At 44.4% G+C, this 19,171-nt stretch carries 23 protein-coding genes; 20 read left to right on the top strand and 3 right to left on the bottom strand.

Annotated features, from left to right (window positions below):
• Positions 1-239: 239 nt before the first annotated feature.
• Positions 240-455, top strand: coding sequence for a phage integrase N-terminal SAM-like domain-containing protein (locus tag LA360_RS25915; RefSeq protein WP_225537705.1), 216 nt, complete (start codon positions 240-242; stop codon positions 453-455).
• Between the two features lie 62 nt (positions 456-517).
• On the opposite strand, the gene tnpC (LA360_RS25920) is transcribed toward LA360_RS25915, so the two are convergent.
• The 3 genes from tnpC (LA360_RS25920) to tnpA form a co-directional block, all read right to left on the bottom strand.
• The gene (tnpC, locus tag LA360_RS25920) at positions 518-2,053 is read right to left on the bottom strand and encodes an IS66 family transposase (protein ID WP_112482090.1); all 1,536 of its coding nucleotides are present in this window, start codon (positions 2,051-2,053) and stop codon (positions 518-520) included.
• 64 nt (positions 2,054-2,117) lie between these two features.
• Positions 2,118-2,471 (bottom strand): IS66 family insertion sequence element accessory protein TnpB, encoded by a 354-nt coding sequence (gene tnpB, locus LA360_RS25925; protein ID WP_166433513.1) that lies wholly within the window; start codon positions 2,469-2,471, stop codon positions 2,118-2,120.
• A gap of 14 nt (positions 2,472-2,485) precedes the next feature.
• Positions 2,486-2,881 carry an IS66 family insertion sequence element accessory protein TnpA gene (gene tnpA, locus LA360_RS25930; RefSeq protein ID WP_057571583.1) on the bottom strand — a complete coding sequence of 132 codons (396 nt, stop codon included), beginning with the start codon at positions 2,879-2,881 and terminating at the stop codon, positions 2,486-2,488.
• 186 nt (positions 2,882-3,067) lie between these two features.
• Between tnpA and LA360_RS25935 the strand changes: the two genes are divergently transcribed.
• The 19 genes from LA360_RS25935 (at position 3,068) to LA360_RS26025 (ending at position 19,149) form a co-directional block, all read left to right on the top strand.
• Positions 3,068-3,640, top strand: coding sequence for a tyrosine-type recombinase/integrase (locus LA360_RS25935; RefSeq protein WP_225537706.1), 573 nt, complete (start codon positions 3,068-3,070; stop codon positions 3,638-3,640).
• Positions 3,637-4,812, top strand: coding sequence for an IS91 family transposase (locus tag LA360_RS25940; RefSeq protein ID WP_112482328.1), 1,176 nt, complete (start codon positions 3,637-3,639; stop codon positions 4,810-4,812). Before LA360_RS25935 ends, LA360_RS25940 begins: the two co-directional genes overlap by 4 nt.
• A 193-nt stretch (positions 4,813-5,005) precedes the next feature.
• The gene (locus LA360_RS25945) at positions 5,006-7,624 is read left to right on the top strand and encodes a tetratricopeptide repeat protein (protein WP_112482330.1); all 2,619 of its coding nucleotides are present in this window, start codon (positions 5,006-5,008) and stop codon (positions 7,622-7,624) included.
• Positions 7,593-9,398, top strand: a complete 1,806-nt coding sequence (locus LA360_RS25950; protein ID WP_112482332.1) for a peptidase U32 family protein — start codon at positions 7,593-7,595, stop codon at positions 9,396-9,398. The genes LA360_RS25945 and LA360_RS25950 overlap by 32 nt, the downstream gene beginning before the upstream one ends.
• Positions 9,399-9,402: 4 nt before the next feature.
• On the top strand, positions 9,403-10,191 hold the full coding sequence (locus tag LA360_RS25955) for a hypothetical protein (protein ID WP_112482334.1): 789 nt from the start codon (positions 9,403-9,405) through the stop codon (positions 10,189-10,191).
• A 220-nt stretch (positions 10,192-10,411) separates the two neighbouring features.
• A complete protein-coding gene (locus LA360_RS25960; RefSeq protein ID WP_225537707.1) occupies positions 10,412-11,041 on the top strand; it encodes an HIT family protein in 630 nt (209 codons plus the stop codon).
• The gene (locus LA360_RS25965) at positions 11,034-11,537 is read left to right on the top strand and encodes a DUF4062 domain-containing protein (protein WP_174713926.1); all 504 of its coding nucleotides are present in this window, start codon (positions 11,034-11,036) and stop codon (positions 11,535-11,537) included. The genes LA360_RS25960 and LA360_RS25965 overlap by 8 nt, the downstream gene beginning before the upstream one ends.
• A gap of 59 nt (positions 11,538-11,596) precedes the next feature.
• Entirely contained in the window at positions 11,597-11,731 is a 135-nt protein-coding gene (locus LA360_RS31640; protein ID WP_225537800.1) for a 4Fe-4S binding protein, read from the top strand.
• Between the two features lie 8 nt (positions 11,732-11,739).
• Positions 11,740-12,645 (top strand): sugar phosphate nucleotidyltransferase, encoded by a 906-nt coding sequence (locus LA360_RS25975; RefSeq protein ID WP_112482342.1) that lies wholly within the window; start codon positions 11,740-11,742, stop codon positions 12,643-12,645.
• A 259-nt stretch (positions 12,646-12,904) separates the two neighbouring features.
• Positions 12,905-13,036 carry a hypothetical protein gene (locus LA360_RS29845; RefSeq protein ID WP_263870244.1) on the top strand — a complete coding sequence of 44 codons (132 nt, stop codon included), beginning with the start codon at positions 12,905-12,907 and terminating at the stop codon, positions 13,034-13,036.
• A gap of 29 nt (positions 13,037-13,065) precedes the next feature.
• On the top strand, positions 13,066-13,269 hold the full coding sequence (locus LA360_RS25980; protein ID WP_112482344.1) for a hypothetical protein: 204 nt from the start codon (positions 13,066-13,068) through the stop codon (positions 13,267-13,269).
• A gap of 8 nt (positions 13,270-13,277) precedes the next feature.
• Entirely contained in the window at positions 13,278-13,532 is a 255-nt protein-coding gene (tnpB, locus tag LA360_RS32030) for an IS66 family insertion sequence element accessory protein TnpB (RefSeq protein ID WP_160116349.1), read from the top strand.
• Positions 13,533-13,705: 173 nt separating this feature from the next.
• Positions 13,706-15,331 carry an IS66 family transposase gene (gene tnpC, locus LA360_RS25990; RefSeq protein WP_112482348.1) on the top strand — a complete coding sequence of 542 codons (1,626 nt, stop codon included), beginning with the start codon at positions 13,706-13,708 and terminating at the stop codon, positions 15,329-15,331.
• Between the two features lie 260 nt (positions 15,332-15,591).
• Positions 15,592-15,864, top strand: a complete 273-nt coding sequence (gene tnpB, locus LA360_RS26000) for an IS66 family insertion sequence element accessory protein TnpB (RefSeq protein WP_225537802.1) — start codon at positions 15,592-15,594, stop codon at positions 15,862-15,864.
• A 142-nt stretch (positions 15,865-16,006) separates the two neighbouring features.
• A complete protein-coding gene (gene tnpC / locus LA360_RS26005) occupies positions 16,007-17,560 on the top strand; it encodes an IS66 family transposase (RefSeq protein ID WP_112482352.1) in 1,554 nt (517 codons plus the stop codon).
• The gene (locus LA360_RS26010) at positions 17,557-18,021 is read left to right on the top strand and encodes a zinc-binding metallopeptidase family protein (protein WP_112482354.1); all 465 of its coding nucleotides are present in this window, start codon (positions 17,557-17,559) and stop codon (positions 18,019-18,021) included. Before tnpC (LA360_RS26005) ends, LA360_RS26010 begins: the two co-directional genes overlap by 4 nt.
• Positions 18,018-18,260, top strand: a complete 243-nt coding sequence (locus LA360_RS26015; protein WP_112482356.1) for a VanZ family protein — start codon at positions 18,018-18,020, stop codon at positions 18,258-18,260. The genes LA360_RS26010 and LA360_RS26015 overlap by 4 nt, the downstream gene beginning before the upstream one ends.
• 122 nt (positions 18,261-18,382) lie before the next feature.
• Positions 18,383-18,562, top strand: a complete 180-nt coding sequence (locus tag LA360_RS26020; protein ID WP_112482358.1) for a hypothetical protein — start codon at positions 18,383-18,385, stop codon at positions 18,560-18,562.
• Positions 18,563-18,654: 92 nt separating this feature from the next.
• The gene (locus LA360_RS26025) at positions 18,655-19,149 is read left to right on the top strand and encodes a helix-turn-helix domain-containing protein (RefSeq protein ID WP_089776580.1); all 495 of its coding nucleotides are present in this window, start codon (positions 18,655-18,657) and stop codon (positions 19,147-19,149) included.
• The last annotated feature ends 22 nt before the right edge of the window (positions 19,150-19,171 follow it).

The raw sequence follows: 19,171 nt of genomic DNA on the forward strand, positions 1-19,171 counted from the left end.
GATGGCCTGCCAAGGCTGTGGCGCAGTTTTTACGTTCCTCTAAATAAAAAGCAGTGGAAAAATCTTCCGCAATACGGTATTGTTAAGTTACCACACAAAACAACCAAATACGGAAACCTCCACTGCCTATGAATACAATAGCATTTTTTGGTGTCTTCCGCAAGCGGAATTATGATGCCAATGCCCCTCCTGACAGGCAGCTGCCACGATCAACGCTGCTTATTTCAGGAGGTTTTATTATGTACGATGATATTTTTGAATCTATCCGCTATGAAGCGGAAAAACGGAACCTGCGGGAAAGTACCATAAACTTGTACTGTGCCAATGTCAATTACTTTCTCCGCTGTATTGGGAAAACCGCCTCTGAGCTTACACTTGACGATGCGGAAAGTTTCCTCTCTGCCAAACGTTTGGAAGGCAGGTCTCCCGAAACTCACAACCACTATCGGTCGTAAGCGTCAAATAAGATGGTGGATAGAAAAATAACCACTAACCCTCTATACTAAAAGGGCAGTGGTTATCGGCAACGTTCCTGTACCATGGGATCCCATGGCAGATAGTCATCCAGATATTCCGGATTTTCGAGAAATCTACTCCCCGGCATATCTGCCAGGATATACTTGATGTATTTCATTGCATCCAGGCCGTTGGCTTTGGCTGTTTCTACCAGGGTGTAGATTCCCGCACTTGCGGCAGCACCCTTCGGACTTCCGGCAAACAGCCAGTTCTTCCGGCCGATCACAAAGGGGCGGATACAGTTCTCCGCAAGGGAATTGCTGATGGAGCAGTTTCCATCCCCAAGATAGTTGAAGAACTCCTGCCGGTTGTTCAGGGCATACTGGAAAGCGGTATGGAGCTTCGACTTTGGCAATTCCCCGGCAGAGCTTATCTCTGCCCACGACCAGAAAGCCTCGAGAAGCGGCTTCTCGCGGTCAAGTCGTTCTTTTTTCTTTTGTTCCGGGGGAAGGCCGTCCAGTTCCTTTTCTATCTCAAACAGTTTATTCAGACGAATGACTGCTTCCGCAGGTTTTGAGGCTTCCGGGCCATGGATGTCTTTTGGCAGCGCGTCCACAAAAGCGCGGCGCAGATGTGTGTAACACAGACATCTCGTAACCCCTTTCACCCCATTATACCCGGAATAAGCATCCGTATGGATATATCCGGTATAGCCTTTTAAAAATGTTTCCGGATATTTCCCACCCCTCCCCGGCTGGTACTCAAAATACCGGACCGGCCGTTTGCTGTCCCTGGTGCTGCAGTACACCCACATATAGGAATCCGAAGTGTTCTTCCTCCCTGGTTCCTTCAGCACCTGCACATGGGTCTCGTCGATATGCAGATATCCCTGCTTTAGAAGTTCCCGTCTGAGATGGGAGACCACATGGGAAAGCCAGTCCCGGCAGACGGCCAGGAGCCAGTTTGACATCGTTGCCCTGCTTAAAGACAGCCCCATGGCTTCCCATTCCTTTTCCTGACGGTATAAGGGGATGCCCAGTTCAAACTTCTGATGGACAAGCCATGCGATCGTGGAAGCAGATGCAAGGGAGTGCATGACCGGAGGATGGGGCACCGGGGATTTCTCCATATAAGGCGTCCCGTTTTTGCGGCATGCCCTGCATTCATAGGTTTCCCGGTAATGGTCAACCACTTTGAGGCTGGCAGGGATGAACTGTACCTCGGTACGCACAAACTCCTCACCAACTTTAACCATGGTACCTCCGCATCTCTCACAGATCTGTTCACTTTCATCGATCGTGTGGAGCACTTTGCTGCGGGGAATGTCTTTTATCAGTTTTTCCCGCTGGCCGGCACATTTCCTTTTACGCAGATATTTTTCGACCTCCACCAGATCCGGCTCATGGGCATCCGGCTCAGCACAGGATTCCATTTCATTAAAAAGAGACATCTGTCCCTCTATTTCAAGGGCAGACGTCTTCTCTGATTTTGTTCCATAAAGTTTACGGGTAAGGAAATCAACCTGCTCCCTAAGGAGCCGGACCTGCTGTTCCAGTTCTTTGATCTGCTTTTGGTACTCCTGCGCTGTATCCTGCATGGGCTGAAAACCTTCCTGTTCTGATAAATTCATTATACCATAAAACAGCAGGATTTTCCAGCATTTATAAGGAATTCCCGGGGTTTTCAGGCTTCGGGGGAACCCAGCTGCGGACCGCTTTTGGCTGCTCCGGGTTCAGGCCCTCCAGCAGCCAGCGGAGCTGCTGGTGGGAGATCTGTCTGGCTTCTTCGCCCGTCCGCGGCCATTGGAGGCGGCCGTTTTCGTAGCGCTTATAGAACAGGCAGAAGCCGTCCCCTTCATAATGGACTGCCTTGATCCGGTCCGCCCGTTTCCCGCAGAAAAGGAACAGGGAATTGCTGTAAGGGTCAAGCTGAAAGCTGTACTGGATGATATCCACCAGACCGTCCAGCTGTTTTCTCATATCTGTGTACCCGGTGCGCAGATAGATCTTTTCCACCCGGGAGAGGTCACCTAACATGATCTCACCGCTTTCAGAATGGTCTCCAGCAACTCGCGGGGCGTATCTTCAAAGAGGTCAACAGTCACCGTACCGGCACGGAGTACTGCTGCAGGAGCGGCACAGGGATCCTGCCTGCCGTGAAGGGATACCTCCGTAAATTCCGGAGCCGCATCCGGAATCAACGCAGTCTGCTCCATGACCGGCCTGCATCCATGACTCTTTCGGGGCAGTTCTTCAAGCGCCAGTTTCCGGATCTTTGCGATCCAGTAGTAATAGCTTTTTAGGGAGATATGATGTTGTTCGCACCATGCCTGGTTTGTTAGACCGGAGGCTCTGCATTGCCGGATCACGTCCAGCCAGTACTGAAGTTTTACCTGTTTATCCGGAGTTAAAGCGGAAATGTCCATTGGTATTCTCCTTTATCTGGATTTAGAGTTTTGGGAGGGAACTCTAAAAACTCTAACCCCAAGTTTACAAGAGAACGCCAAATATTTCACTACACGTTCTTATTTGACGCTTACTATCGGTCAGCAATTAAGTTCTTCTACAAAAAAGTGCTCTGGATCCTTTGGGATGATGACATAGTTCCTGCCATGAAAAGGGAACGGAACCTTCCCGCCGTCCTGAGCCGTAATGAGATAAACGCGATCATTGAGGCCACCCAAAACCTGAAGCATAAAGCTATCATTGCGACGATGTACTCTTCCGGATTACGCGTCTCAGAGGCTGTCCATCTCCATTACGATGACATTTCCCGTACCAACATGACCATCCATGTCCGTGAAACCAAAGGCAGGATTGACAGGTATACCATCCTCTCCCGGAAGAATCTTGACCTTCTTACCGAGTATTGGTACAAATGCGGCCGGCCCAGGGGGATACTTTTCCCAAGCTCCTGGACTGGTGGATACCTGGATATAACCAGTGTGAACCAGTTCTTTAAAAAAAGCGCCAGGCTTGCCGGTATTACCCGCCGTGTCTCTTCCCATGCGTGCCGACACAGTTTTGCCAGCCACCTGTTTGAAAGCGGGACCGATATCAAATATATCCAGTCCCTTCTCGGGCATGTGGATCCCCGCTCTACCGATGTCTACCTCCATGTAAGCAACAAGACCCTCCTCGGCATCCGCAGCCCGTTCGATGGTCCGCAAGGCGGTGAGGAATGAACACTGACTGCACAATCCAGGATGTTTTTAACCGTTTTTATCCTTCCTATGCATCTTCCCATGATGTTTCCCCTGCCAAGAGAAAGGCGGCTTACCACATCATGAACTGCAAGACCGGTGCTTTTGGCGTAAATGTGAGCGTCTGTGAGGATTGCGGCTGTATTTCCATCCACTATAATTCCTGCCGTGACAGATGCTGCCCTATGTGTCAGGAATTCCCGAAAGAAAAATGGGTTGACGCGCGCAGGGAGGATCTGCTGGACGCGCCATACTTCCATATGGTATTCACTGTGCCGGAAAATCTGAACCCTGTTATCTACAGCAATCAGAAACTTTTATATACAGCGCTTTACCATGCCGCGTCCGATACCCTGCGTGAACTTGCGGCTGACCCGAAATACCTTGGCGCTGACATCGGCTATATCTGCATTCTGCATACCTGGGGGAGCGCCATGAACTTCCATCCCCATATCCATGCCATTGTTCTGGGAGGCGGGCTGGATGCAGGAAATCACTGGAAAGGCAGCGGGGAGGACTTCTTCCTTCCGGTCAGGGTGGTCTCCCGGCTGTTCCGCGGAAAATATCTTGCTGAACTGAAACAGCTATGGAAAGATGGAAAACTCGAATTCCACGGTACGGCAGAGCCTTACAGGAACCATTATGCCTTACAGGAATTATTGGATACCTGTTACAAAAAAGAATGGATACCCTACTGTAAGAAGCCGTTCCATGGCGCGGAATCCGTCATCAGGTACCTTGGAAGGTACACACACCGGATTGCCATCAGCAATTATCGTATCAAATGCATGACGGATTCTATGGTCACATTTACTGCAAAAGATTATAAAAACCAGGGCCAGTGGGAGGAGATTACGGTTTCCGGTGAGGAGTTTATCCGCAGATTTCTGATGCATGTCCCGCCGAAGCGTTTTGTCCGGATACGCCACTATGGCCTGCTGTCATCCCGGAACAAGAATAAGAAGATCACCTTGTGCCGGAATCTCCTCGGCTGTAGAAAGTATATCGCAAGGCTGAAAGATCTGGATGCCCCTGCCATGATCCGGCTGCTTTACAATAAGGATATCTGCAGGTGTTCTTCCTGCGGCGGAAGGATCATTCCTTTACCGGCAGGGCAGCCTTGTACAATGCCAGAACCGCATCTTCTATGTTAAAAAAGGCAACTGAATATTTTTTAAGCTTCCTTTGGAGGCTTATTTCTGATGCCATAAACATGACACCGGACGCCGAATCTGGCTGCCATGCATCCATATGCAGTATACTTCGCTAAAAGGCTGGGGAAATTGAAAGTCCATATATAACGGCTACCCGGACGCGCCTTTGTTCAACCAGGAAAAATCGAAACTGATGCAAACGAAAGGGCAGTTATCGAAATATCAAAGCTGCTTTTTCGTTTGCACCACCTTCGATTCTTTCCTTAACGATTTGTTGATTATAGGTCCGTCTGATACAACAAAATATTTTAAGTACATAAAGCATGCGATTGAACGTTTTAATACGGGTGTTGGAAAAGAAAAAAGAATTACAATAATAGTACAAAGTCTTGATGAGCTAATCTTTGCTGAATCAGGTGGGGAACCTGACACTCTGGCTCGGAATCAGATTACTGGGAAGTTTGATATGGTGACAGCTGTTTTTTGGAAATGTTATGATTATTTGGCAATTGCGCCATATTTAAGTACCGTCGAAGTGGTTAAGCTGGCATTAAAATCGAGCAAGCAGGTATTTACATATTTTCTTGATAAAGAAGTATCTGTGTCAGAATATAATCCGGAAGACTTAAAAAAAATAATAGATTTTCAGAAACAATATCGTGAAATAGGGGGGATTTCTAAAAGAGTAAAGGATGAACATGAACTTGAAGAAGAATTTTTGACTGATTTACAGCGATTTTTTACTAAATTTGATGGGAGTCGAGAGAGCATTTCGCAGTCAAATATTATGAATAATGAATCACTGTTTTCACAGAAGGGTTTGTATTTTCTCCCATATGGGTGTATTGGGCGGGATGCTAAGATGCAAGAGCTTGAAAGGCTTTTTACTGAATGTGCGCAGCCAGTTGTTATAAAAGGTGTGGCCGGTGTTGGCAAGACTGCGTTTTGCAGTTATTATTATCACTTGCATAATGTAGACGATCATAAATTTTCGATGCCTTTTATAAATTTAGAAAACTGCGTGTCAAAAGCTGATTTTATACATTCTGTCTGCGAGGCATTACAAATCAAAGAGGCATTTATGAATCTAAATAATATCCTGGAGCAAATACATAGTGCGGAGAGGCACTACGATGCGTTCTTTTTCGATAACTGGGAGGATTTTCAGTGCAAAACTCTGGGCAGTGAAGAATTTCAGTGTGTTTATAAATTCGTTAATACACTTGCATATAATGGATATAATGTTTTGGTTTCAAGCCAGGCAAAAACACCGTCTGGATGGCGTGAGATCAGAATGGACGTTTTGGAACCAGATGATGGGAGAAAGTTGTTTACAGAGTTGTTGAAAGGGAGAGGAAAGTACATAAATCAGATGTCTGCGAGAGAAAGGGGTGCGTTTGAAACTTTGCTGGTGTGTATGGAAAACCATCCACTGACAATGGTGCTGACAGCTTCTCTAATTGAAGAACCAAATGATACAATAGAACGAATTAAGAATAAATGGAGTGAGGTGTGTGATCAATCAGAATCCAAAAGGCATCAATCAATGGAAGTTGCATTAAAAATGTCATATGATGCGGTTTCAATGACTCCAGGTGCGGTAACTCTATGGGGGTTGATTGCGGAATTGAGTGTGGATTTTCCATTTTATTTTATCGATGCTCTGAAGCAGATATTTTCGAAAACTGCATGGGATAACGCGCGAAGTGCGCTTGCAAACAGAAGTCTTGTCCAATTTTCTGAAAATGCATCAAGTTTACATATGTTGATGCCTGTGAAAGCCCAATGGGAACATTTGGCCGGGAAAAAGGAAAAAAAGAAATGCTTTGCATTGTGGGCAAGACTAATCGAACATGTAGCAATGCAATCAGATACATCCGAGCATACGCAAGATCCCGAATTAAGTAATTCCATCAGAGGTATTGTACTTGATTGTATGCGAAACTTTATGATGATCACAGAATTACTTATCCAAGATGGTCAGATTAAAGCTGCGGAGAAATGTATCAATGCTATGCAGGATTATTATGAATCACTGTCAGATAGCGCTTTTGAATTTCTTGATAACTTGCCTCTGGATAAATTTTCGTTGGTCACAAAAGGAATGGTAATTAAATGTAAGGGAGACATTTGCAGACTAGGTAGAAAAGAGGAGCCAGATATTGCGGATGGATATTACCAAGAGGCGCTTGCTTGTTTTGAGGAAAGTGGAGAGGATGTATGGCGTGCACAGGTCATGAATGTGATTGGAAAAAATATGTTCTGGAGTTTCCATGATGCGTCAACAGCTGTAGACTGGCTAAAAAAATCCGAAAAATTATCTCGTGATGTGTCGTATAGCCGAGGAATTGCTGAGGCGAAAAAGGATCAGGCGATTATATTAACGGAAGAATACAACCAATGTGATGAAGCTGATAGATGTTTGGATGAAGCTTATTCCTTGTACAAAGAGTTGGGGGATTACCGGGGAATGGCCCATACTTTGAAAAGACAGGGCGTTATTATGTGGAGGTCAGGAGATGTTCATGGCGCTGTAGTAAAATATGAAGAAGCGCTGGGATTTTATGAACGTGCACATTATATTCAGGGACAGGGAGATACTTTATCGCGTATATGCACCGGATATATTGAGCTAGGAGAAATGGTTAAGCTGCAGGAAGCCATTGCATCCAGTGAAAAACTTATGGATAAGATCCCATATCAGATGACTAAAAGCGAATTAGCAGACAGTATCAAAAAAGGTAGAAACTGGCTGCTTGGATGGGAGTTGAATCAGGATAATGAAGAAAGTGGAACTTTTAGCACCAGTTAAGGATAGCGAGTGCCTGCGGGCAGTTATTGAAAATGGGACTGACAGCGTTTACATGGGGTATCAACAGTTTAATGCCCGCATGTTTGGTAAAAATTTTAATGAATCGGAACTTCGAGAGCATATTAAATATGCACATAAAAACAATGTCAAAGTATATCTTACATTAAATACATTGATTTGGGAAGATGAAATGCGTCTGGCGTTACAGATGGCGATTCAGGCGGTAAAAGACCGTATAGATGGGATTTTAGTACAGGACATAGGACTGGCTGCGGAGATTCAGAAAAACATTTCCAATGCTAATTTGCATGCCAGTACGCAAATGTCCGTGTCCAACCATTATGGCGTCCAAGTATTACATGAAATGGGATTTCGAAGGGTAGTCTTGGCTCGTGAATTAAATTATAAGGAGATTACTGCAATTAAGCAAGTGTGTCTTGACGGTCATGATATGAACCAGATGGAAATAGAAGCGTTTATACACGGAGGACTTTGCATTGCTTATTCCGGACAGTGCTTTTCCTCATCCTATTGTTTTGGCTCATCTGCGAACAGAGGCAAGTGTCTGATGACCTGTTGGAAAGGATACGAACTTAAATTGGGTGAGAAAGTCTTAGAAAGAGGAAGTTTGCTAAGACCACGAGATTTGGAGGGGCTGTATGGACTAAAGTATCTCATGGAAGGTGGCATTGACTGCCTTAAGATTCAAGGAAGACTCCGAAACAGCGATTATATCGGTGAAATAGTAAACGTTTATCGACACGCCATTGATGATGTTTTTGAAAACCGTGAAAATGAAAACAGGGAAAAAATTTATAACAAGCGATTATGGGACGTCAGTCCAAGAGGCTTGACAGGAGGGAATTTATTGCCGGAATCTGACAAAAATCTAATTATGGATGCTGGTGTTGATATTTTGATTGATAAAGGCAAAAAAATGGACAGCAGAAAGGTTTCTGGCACACCACAAAATAAAAAAACAGCTGTTTTTCTGAGAGATATTACATTTGGTAAGGACTATTCTCTGCTCCGGGAGGATATCGATTGGATATATATAAAATATGAAAGCTTTTTGCAAGATGAATTGAAAAATATGATTCATGAATTGTGCGGACGGTATCGTATCTGCATTTATATGCCACCAATGATTTATGAAAGAAACTGTGAAATGGTATACGCTAGAGTGGATTGCATTGTGAAAGATTATGCCATAAAGGGCATTGTTTTATCAAATGTGAGCGATCTTATGCTGATAAAAAGATATGGGGAAAAGAACTTAGAGTATATATCCGGGAATCACCTGCATATTTATAATCATTTTACTGCAGATAGGTTGATGGAGTTGGGTGTCGGTATAGGTACATATTCATTGGAGTTGCCATTTAATGGTTGTGCTGCTTTGAAAGAGAATACAAACCTCCCCATGCAACAGATTGTCTTTGGACACCCAGATTTGATGCATATGAAGTATTGTCTGCTTTCTCATAGTAATGAATGCATTAATTGTGGTCGATGTAGTGATAAGAAATATAGAAATATAGAATTAAAGGGAGAGGCTGAATTTCTTGTGAAATTTGATAAACTTCAAACTGAAACTGTACTATACAGTAAAAAAACTTATTCTGCAGATACAACTCGTGTTATAGGAGATTCCTTGCGAGTTGATTTTTTGAATGAATCAGTTACAGAGATGAATGCGATTATAGGCGATATCAAATGTGGCTGTTTTTATACAGGCGGAGAATACACAAATGAAATTCTAAAAGGAGAATAATAAAATGAGCGCGTTAAGCCAGATGGATAATTTTGTCCCACCGAAATGGATTAAACATAAAATACTCACTATTTGGAATTTGCGTGATGAGAATGACTTAAAATCTACGATACATCGATACAGTATCAATGAATATGAGAAGTGTCTTCAAAAAATTGATGAAGAACTGAGGTCTTCTGGTGGGAACTTCGTATATATTATTAAATTGGTATACAGAAACTCTGTTTATAAACTTCCGAATTTCCTGATTCATAGTCGAGAGGATCTTCTGACATGTAGAGATAAACTGAAAGATGTAAAAAAGGAGCAGTTTATAGAAATCTGGTATTGTAAAAATATAACGCTGAAAGAAACAATATTTGGAAGAGTGCTGTTTTCTCTGGATGAATTATTTCCGAGAATAGTGAAACGAAAAATGGAAATTGTATGGGGAAATTCAGCTCGACTGATAGAGCAATATCCAAATTTGGAGTGTGCATTTGCTTCAGTGGAGATTGATGGATGGGAAAAGAATTTTCGAATTGTTGATGTCATTCAAGCAGACAAGTCTAAAGCTGAGATTCAAGAAGCAGTTGTTATGTTATTAGATTTGTTGATCATTTATCAGAGAAGAATTATTGATTTTGGAAAATTTGTAAATGAATGTGGGTGTTCATCGTTATGTATTGAATTTTTGTGTGAAAATGACAGAAAATTTACAATCATCGATTGGGACTGCGATAATGATATGAAAGTTATAAATAGAATCTCCCGTGGAGCAGGTACGATTGCTGAACTGTTTGTTGTAAAATAAACAGCTGAACATAATTTAAGATGAGTTTTGTGGAGATAACTCGTGGTCTTAATCTATAGTAGTTTAAGTAGTCGAAGTAGGTATTTTTCACATGGACTACATGTAGTCAATGTAAAAATACCGTAGTTTCGGGGCTTTGAGCCCCGTGACCACGAGTTTTGAAAAGGAGGTGCGAAATATGTGCTGTAATTGCTTTTTTTGTGGCGATGGACGATTCTCTGTGAACAAAAAAATAGGCTTAAATGGAACAAATTGGACTGTATATGAAGACGAAAATGTGTTTATAACCCCAGATATCTCACCGGTTTTAAAGGGGCACTTCCTTATAGTTTCCAAGGAACATATAAATAGTTTCGGTAATGGCAGTAGGGAAGTGTTTCTGTCACTGCAAAAGGCCATGGAAATTTTAGTAGAAAAAGTTTACTGCCAGGAGCAGGTTTTGTTTTTTGAACATGGTGCGGTGATAAGCCATACAGCAGGAGGTTGTATTGACCATGCACATTTACATGCAATTCCCTTAGAAAAATCTATTGATGTAGATGCATATATAGACAAACACAAGCTCTTAGACACGCCGAAATTAAAAATGACCTATAAAACTATGCATGGATTTGCGAAAGAAAGAAAGTCATACATAGCGTATGGGTATAGTAAGAACGACATTTGGATACGTAATGCAGACTGGCTGCCAACTCAGTTTTTCCGTTTATTGATTTCTAATTATTATCCGGGAGAATATAATTGGAGGATTGCCTGTAAATCAGAGTACTCGAAAGAATTGTTTAGAGAAACAATGGAATTGGCGGCACCTTTGTTGATATATAGGAAGGAGCGTGAAGATAATGCCTAAAAGAATAACCGTGTATGATGTTTTGATTTCCTGCCCGTCTGATGTTGGAGAGTATATTGATAGCATAAAGCGTGGTGTTTATCGGTTTAATAGCACTCATGGAGAATATCGAGGTATTATATTACGTACGAAATATTGGAAGGATGATTCTTTTGCACAATCTGGTGGAAAAGCACAGGAACTTCTGAATCAACAGATTGTTGAAACGTCAGATCTGGCTATTGCGGTTTTTTGGACGAAATTTGGAGAGCCAACAGCGCACTTTGCTTCAGGCACTGAGGAAGAAATTGAAACTATGATATTAAAAGGAAAGCAGGTGTTTTTGTACTTTTTGGACAAACCGGTTTCACCTTCTATGATGAACAGCAGAGAATATAAAAAAATTGCCAATTTCAAAAAGAAATATCGTGACAAAGGAATTTACTCTATTGTCAAAGATGAACGTGAATTGGAATCACGGATCGAGGATGGATTAATACGCTATTTTTTTGCTTAAAAATCCTTCAAAAAGAAAATCAGAGCTCTTTCTTGATTTTTTAGGGTATTCCGCATATAATCTGTCCGAAAGATGCCATTTCTATGGTAGAGGACGAAGAAGGCTTCGAGTATCCGCAGATAGATGAAAGCAAGTGTGTTCGCTGTTACCAATGTGTTAGGGTATGCCCGATTAAAGCAGCAAGAGCACAGTAAGGAGAGATATGAAAACAACATTACTTATCATGGCCGCCGGCATCGGTTCCCGATTCGGTGGTGGAATTAAACAGTTGGAGCCCGTTGATAGCAGTAATCATATCATCATGGACTACTCAATCGATGATGCGTTTGAGGCTGGCTTCAACCATGTAGTGTTTATTATCCGTAAGGATATTGAGAATGAGTTCAAAGAGGTCATCGGTGATCGGAACGCTGATATCTGCAAGGCTCATAATGTAACTGTGGACTATGCTTTCCAGGATATCAACGATATCCCCGGCGCCCTGCCGGAAGGCCGGACGAAGCCGTGGGGAACCAGTCAGGCGGTGCTTGCAGACAAGGATATGCTGACTACTCCCTTCATTGTGATCAATGCGGACGATTACTATGGCAAAGAAGGCTTTAAGGCTATCCATGAGTATCTGGTGAACGGCGGCAAGTCCTGCATGGCTGGCTTTGTGCTGAAGAACACATTGTCCGACAATGGCGGCGTAACCCGCGGCATCTGCAAGATGGACGAGGAGAGTAACCTGACTGAGGTTGTGGAAACCAAGAACATCGTGAAAAGCGGAATCGGCGCTGAGGCGGACGGTGTGGCCATTGACACAGACTCTCTCGTTTCTATGAATATGTGGGGTCTGACTCCTGAGTTTCTGGATGTGCTGGAGATTGGGTTTAAGGAGTTCTTCGAGAAAGAAGTTCCGGGCAATCCTCTAAAAGCAGAGTACCTGATTCCGATCTTCATCGGCGAGCTGCTGGAGCAGGGCAGGATGTCTGTGAAGGTGCTTAGAAGTAATGACACCTGGTACGGCATGACCTATAAGGAAGATGTCGCAGCCGTAAAGGACAGTTTCGGGAAGATGCTGGAGAAGGGCGTGTATCAGAAAGAGCTGTATGGGGATCTGCTGTAAAGCAGAGTTGCTGGCGTAAATATAGTTGGCAGCAAACGAAAACGGGCGAAATTGAAAAGTAGGTTTGTAAGTGCTTCAAAAGAAGGCGTAGTGTAAAATAGATATTTTCTGTTATACTTACTACAACTTCTTTTGAAGCACTTACAGTAGGTTTCGCCTTTTTCAATACCCTACAAAGTAGATTAACATGGAAATTCTACGCATAACAGTGCGGAAAACAGAAATACAACCGTTTGAAAAACAAAGGAAGTAGATTGACATGGAAAACAATAAAATAGGCCGTCCGCCTAAAAAGTGCTATGATCCAGAATCTCTCATGCAGGAACTGATCGTAAGTGCCTCAAAAGATGGCGTAGTGAAAATGACACGTTCTTTCTGCTATACTGATTAAAATCAGATATAGTGAAGGAGGTAGTTTTCATGAGTGAAACGAATCAAGAAGCTGTAACCAAGTTTGCGGAAGTCCTGCCGCAATCCCTTAATAAAAAACCGTACCGGCAGGCCCCATCCCAGAACCAGGACCGTCAGGTCATGGTCGTCTGCCAGGATATGAAATTCTTTTTTCCAGAGGGGATCCGTCCAGAATCACTGCGGACGTTCCTTAGTATTCTGAAACAGTTATGATGAGGCATATGGCTGAAAAAGCCGAGCATATCTATCTTGCATGTGGAGCTACGGATTTCCGCAAACAGATACAGGGTCTGACTGCCCTGGTCAGTATGCAGTTCCAACTCGATCCATATCAGGGCACGAATGTTTTTATCTTTTGTAATAAAAGAAGGGATACCATCAAAGTGCTCAGATATGATAAAAATGGTTTTATCCTGGCCTCCAAACAACTTCTGGATGGTATGAGATTCCAAGGCCCCGCACTCCTGCTGAGGTAAGAGAGATATCTTTTCAGCAGATAGAATGGCTGCTGCAGGGGCTTGAGATCGAGCAGAAACACGCACATCATCAGGTAAAGATCGATCACAGGAATTCCTGTTTTTAAAAAATGGTAGAAAAAACGAACCTTCGGTGGTAAAATGAACCCAGTAAAAAATACGAGGAAAAACATATGACCGAACATGAAGAACTCCTGATGCTGTGTGCAATGGTGGAGAAGCAGAAAGCCGAACTGGAAGCCAAAGACCAGCTCATCCAAAAACAGAATATCCAGATTGAAAATATGATCCAGGCGCTCCTTCACGCCCGTAAAAAGCTATTCGGTCCGTCCACTGAGATGAGAAAACAGACAGAAGGACAACTCTCGTTGTTTGATACCGCACAGGGGATTGCAAAAGAACTGGGTGTGGAGCAGAAAAAGGTCACGGTAAGACCATATGAACGTAAGAACAGACAGCCGGGGATCCGTGCGGAGATGCTGGCAGGGCTTCCAACGGAGATTGAGGAATATGAGATTCCTGCGGAAGACACCTGCAGTATCTGCGGGAACGTACTGAACGTGATCGGAAAACAGTTTGTCCGGACCGAGGTGGAATATGTACCGGCGAAGCTGAAAGTAAAGCATATCGTCAGGCAGGTTGCAAAATGCACGGTATGCGGGACCCCTTCCGGTTCTAACCCGAGCAGCCACTTTCAAAAAGCTGCGGTTCCGGCTGCTCCGCTTCCACATTCCATCTCAACGCCATCCCTGCTTGCCCAGATCATGTACCAGAAGTTCTGCATGGGTATCCCACTGAACAGACAGGAATCCGACTGGTACCGCCTGGGTCTGGTACTTCCAAGGAGCAACATGGCCCATTGGTGTATCCGATGCAGCCGGGAATGGTTCGAACCAGTTTATTGGAGGATCCATGAAAAGCTGAAGTTATGTGAGATCCTGCACATGGACGAGACCCGTATCCAATGCAATAAAGAGGCAGGCAAGAAAGCCAGCAGTGAGTCTTTTATGTGGGTCATGCAGAGTGCCGCATCCGAAAGCCTGAAAGGGATCTTCTTTTATTATGCAAGTACCCGGAGCGGATCGATCGCAAGAGAGCTGTTAAAGGGTTTTGATGGCTATCTTGTGACCGATGCTTATGCCGGTTATGAAAAGGCAGAAGGTATCCGCCGTGCATTGTGCTGGTCACACTGCCGCCGATACTTTATAGAAAGCATCCCACTTGACAGCAGGGTAAAGGAGATCCCGGGATCAAAAGGTGCCGAAGGGCGTGGGTATATCGATCTGCTGTTTAAGATCGAGTCCGAGATCAGGGACCTGTCATATGAAGAACGAAAAGAAAAACGTCGGGAAGCGTCAAGACCAGTTCTTGATGCCTTTTGGTCGTGGGTAAAAGACACTTCTGTGCTTTATACTACAAATGAGAAACTAACATCGGCATTAACGTATGCCACAAACCAAAGAAAATATCTGGAGACCTTTATGGAAGATGGGCGCCTCCCGATCTCCAATAATCTGGTGGAGGCAAATATCAAGCCATTTGCTACCGCAAGGCGTGCATGGCTATTTGCAGACACTCCAAAAGGTGCCATGACAAACGCAGTTCTGTATACGTTGGTACAAAGCGCCAAGGCAAATGAACTGGATGTATATGAGTATTTGAAATATCTGCTGGAAGAGATGCCGAACAACCGCCATCTGGAACATCCAGAGATCATAGACCGATATCTGCCCTGGTCATCCGAACTGCCAGAACGGTGTCGACTAAAAAAGCAGATAAAAAGGTGCCTCAAATGGTAACAGTTACAGTATAGCAGTTTAAGTTGCTATATGCACTGCAAGCGCGCAATAAAATAATGGCTATCTTTTTGTAAAGCATCCAGCTATAGTTAAAGCAAACTGTTCCAACTTCAACTTTTTGATTTGATCCGGCATCTCTGCTGTATCATTTCTGACCAGGGCATCAGATCTTCTATACCTTCGGGCTCATCTTTGTAGTCCGGCATATAGAGCAGTACGGTCTCCAGATACGCGTAGATGTTCAGATTGTTAAGTTTTCCATTGACGGACTCTGCGCCATTATCGAAGAACAGCTTAAGATGGATCCGTCGTCCAGTGCTCTCTTCCTTTTCTGTGGAAGAAGACGGGACAGGATCAAAGCCCTGTTCCGCGAGGCGGACGGCTTCGTCCTGATCTATAAGCGGTTGTCTGTCCGCGGCGGCTATCAATGGCCCAGGAAGCAGTCGGAAGTCCGGAATCTTTCCTGGCGGGAGTTTGACTGGCTGATGTCGGGGATTGATATTGACCAGCCAAAAGCCCTCAAAGCAGAGTAAAAAATCATCTGGATTTCAGCAGAAATCCTGCACAGAAAAATCCGAAAATCTCCTGTAGATTCGGCATTTTTCAGGAGCCATTTTCCTTTAGTAAAAGTCCTGTTTCTGGTATAATAAGGGTATCAAATCCGAGGAGAAAACAATGGCTTCCAGTGCGAAATATATCCAGCTGCGAGAGCTGAGGCTTATTATTGACGAAAAATCCAGTCATGAGAAAGCGCTCCAGGAACAGGTGGACTATCTTACCAAAAAGCTTTTCGGTTCTTCCAGCGAAAGAAGATCCGATGACATTCCGGGACAACACAATCTCTTTGATGAAGCGGAAATGGAACAGGATCCATCCCTGCTGGAAGAAGAAACGATAATCCGGGAGCATACCCGTAAAAAGAAGGCAGCGCATGAGGATCTCTTCAAAGGCCTGAAAATTGAAAAAGTAGTAATTCCTCTTCCGGAAGAAGAGCAGATCTGTCCGGTATGCGGTACGCAGATGGTCCTGATCGGCGAGGAGTATGTCCGCCGGGAACTGGAATTCATTCCTGCCACCTGTAAGGTGATCGAATACTACAGCCAGAGTTACGGATGTCCATCCTGTAAGGAAGGACTCGGCGATACAGAGAAACCTGTGATCATAAAGTCTCAGGCTCCGGCGTCCCTGGTAGGGAAAGGCCCTGCCTCGGCATCCACCGTTGCGTGGACCATGTATCAGAAGTATGCCAATGGACTTTCCCTTTACCGGCAGGAGAAGGACTGGAAACAGTATGGGGCCCAAATCAGCCGCACCACCCTTGCTAACTGGATCATCTATTGTTCGCAGAACTATTTCCAGCCAATATATGATTACTTTCATCGGGAGCTGCTGAAACGTAAGTTTGCGATGGCGGATGAGACCCGGATCCAGGTGCTGAATGAGGAAGGGCGAAGACCTCAGACCCAGTCCTTCATGTGGCTGTTCCGAAGCGGAGAGGATGGGCTTCCGGAGATCATCCTGTATGGCTATTCCCCGACCAGGGGCGGCAGCCATGCGAAGGAATTCCTGGAAGGCTACAGCGGATATCTGGAGACTGACGGCTATCAGGGGTATAACAATCTGCCGGGGATCAAACGCTGCTCCTGCTGGGCACATATCCGCCGATACTTTATCGACGCTGTCCCCAAAGGCAAGCAGTATGACTACAGTCAGCCGGCAGTGCAGGGAGTCCGGTACTGTAACCGGTTATTCGCTATTGAAGACTCCATTAATAAAAAATATCCCGGTGATTATGAAAAGCGGAAGCAGCTGCGTCTCGAGAAGGAAAAACCTGTTCTGGAGGCTTTTTGGTTGTGGCTTGATCAGCAGAAGCCTGTCCGGAATACCCGGATGGATAAAGCGGTGAATTATGTTTTGAACCGTCGGGATACAGCACAGACCTATCTGGAAGACGGCCGCTGCAGCTTTACCAATAATCTCAGCGAGAATGCGATCCGTCCATTCGCAGTGGGCCGCAAGAGTTGGCTGTTCAGCAGTTCCGTGGACGGAGCGAATGCCAGCGCAGTGGTCTACACAATGGTTGAGATGGCAAAAGCGCACGGCTTGAAAATTTACGGATACTTGAAATTCCTTCTGGAACATCGGCCGAATAAAGAGATGTCCGATGAACAGCTGGCTGAACTTGCACCCTGGAGTGAAAAACTCCAATCTATCAAAAATCGCATGTGAATTATAGTGAATTACTCCAACTCGCAAAGGGCTGGGGTAATTTTGCATCTGACCGCATTAATATTTGGCGCTTACTTACTATGTATGAAGAAACGGGTCATGGAGGTTCTTGCATTCCAGATAGAATACAGGATATTTTGGCGTTAGATGTAGCGTGTGTTGGACCGGAAAATAATTCTGATGAGATGAAAGTATCAATATTTGTCAAAGAGCCGCGTTTTTCTTATCATAGAGAAATGATAAAAGAATTGGTGGAAACTGCAAAAAAGCATGACATAAACTATGTTATTGATACGTTTGCACCTACATATGGAACGGACTGTGAGGATACTATGATAGCAGGATATGATGTTCGACATGGAGCGGTGGGACCGGGCACATTTGCCACACATGGGTACGAAAGGACGCATACTTTGGCTGTGCAAAATACATATGATTTAATTAAGTACTTTATTTTGTGAATAGTAAATTGCGCCGGATAGCTCATGTTATCGTATTTGCGGTTCTGACAATTCTGCTTGGAATCACGCTGCAGACAGGAGACCTTCCGATGTGGTTCATGATATTTCCGATGGCTTGGAGTTATGCGGATGAGGCAATAAAACCATTGATTCAAGGTAGACACTTCTCTTGGTTTGATGAGGGATTAAACCTGCTTGGAACAGTAATTGGCGGCCTTGTGGTAGCGGTGATTGTGTAAGTTTTGGAATTATTGTATCGCACAAAGAACAATGCCTTCCCTCTCATTACCTTGCTATGTATCTTTTTCAGAGCTAATATCACCACTACAAGTTCAATGAAGAAGGAGAAGTGGTGACAACTATGGAGAAAACAAAGACACCCCGCACGTTCGGTTCCAGACCCGGCCACACAGCCGAAATCGTAAATCAGATAAAATCGTATCTGCGGGAACATCCAGTGGAGTACCATGGTCAGGTAGACCATTACGGTCAGGAGAACTACTATGATCAGATGAATTCCTTGCTGGAGATGCTCTACTAGTACAGCATTGCCAAAATAATAATGAATAGACGTTGCTTTTTTATTGTAGTCGGTGCATAATAATTCTATCACTAAAGAATGGATGGGTTATTATGCGAAGGAAAACAATTGATACTATCCCGGTTTTATCTGATGCCATGAAAAACATATTATCTGCTTTTTCAAAAAGCCGCTCCCTTCCGTCAGGACTGGTCAAAAGAGCCAGCATTGTCCTGCTTGCGTCACAGGGGGAACTCAACCAGAATATTGCACCACAGGTCGGGCTTCATTATAATAATGTTGCCACCTGGCGCAGTCGGTTCCTCGCGGCGCTCCCAGCCTTGCGGAGGATTGAAATGGACGACCCGAAAAAGCTTGAAGATGAGATACGGGCAGTCCTGTCCGATAAAAAACGCCCCGGTGCCCCGTCTGTTTTTACGCCGGACCAGATCATGCGGATCATCGACCTTGCCTGCAGCAGCCCAAATGATTTTGGGTACGAAGTAAGCCAGTGGAGTCTCCCGCTGTTAGTGGCAGAAATTAAAAAGCAGGGGATCGCTGAACAGATTTCTGAGAAATCTGTCAGCCGTTTTTTAAAAATGAGGTAGATTTACATCCCCACAAAATCCG

Origin of the sequence: Enterocloster clostridioformis (assembly GCF_020297485.1) — a bacterium.
Taxonomy (GTDB): Bacteria; Bacillota; Clostridia; order Lachnospirales; family Lachnospiraceae; genus Enterocloster; species Enterocloster clostridioformis.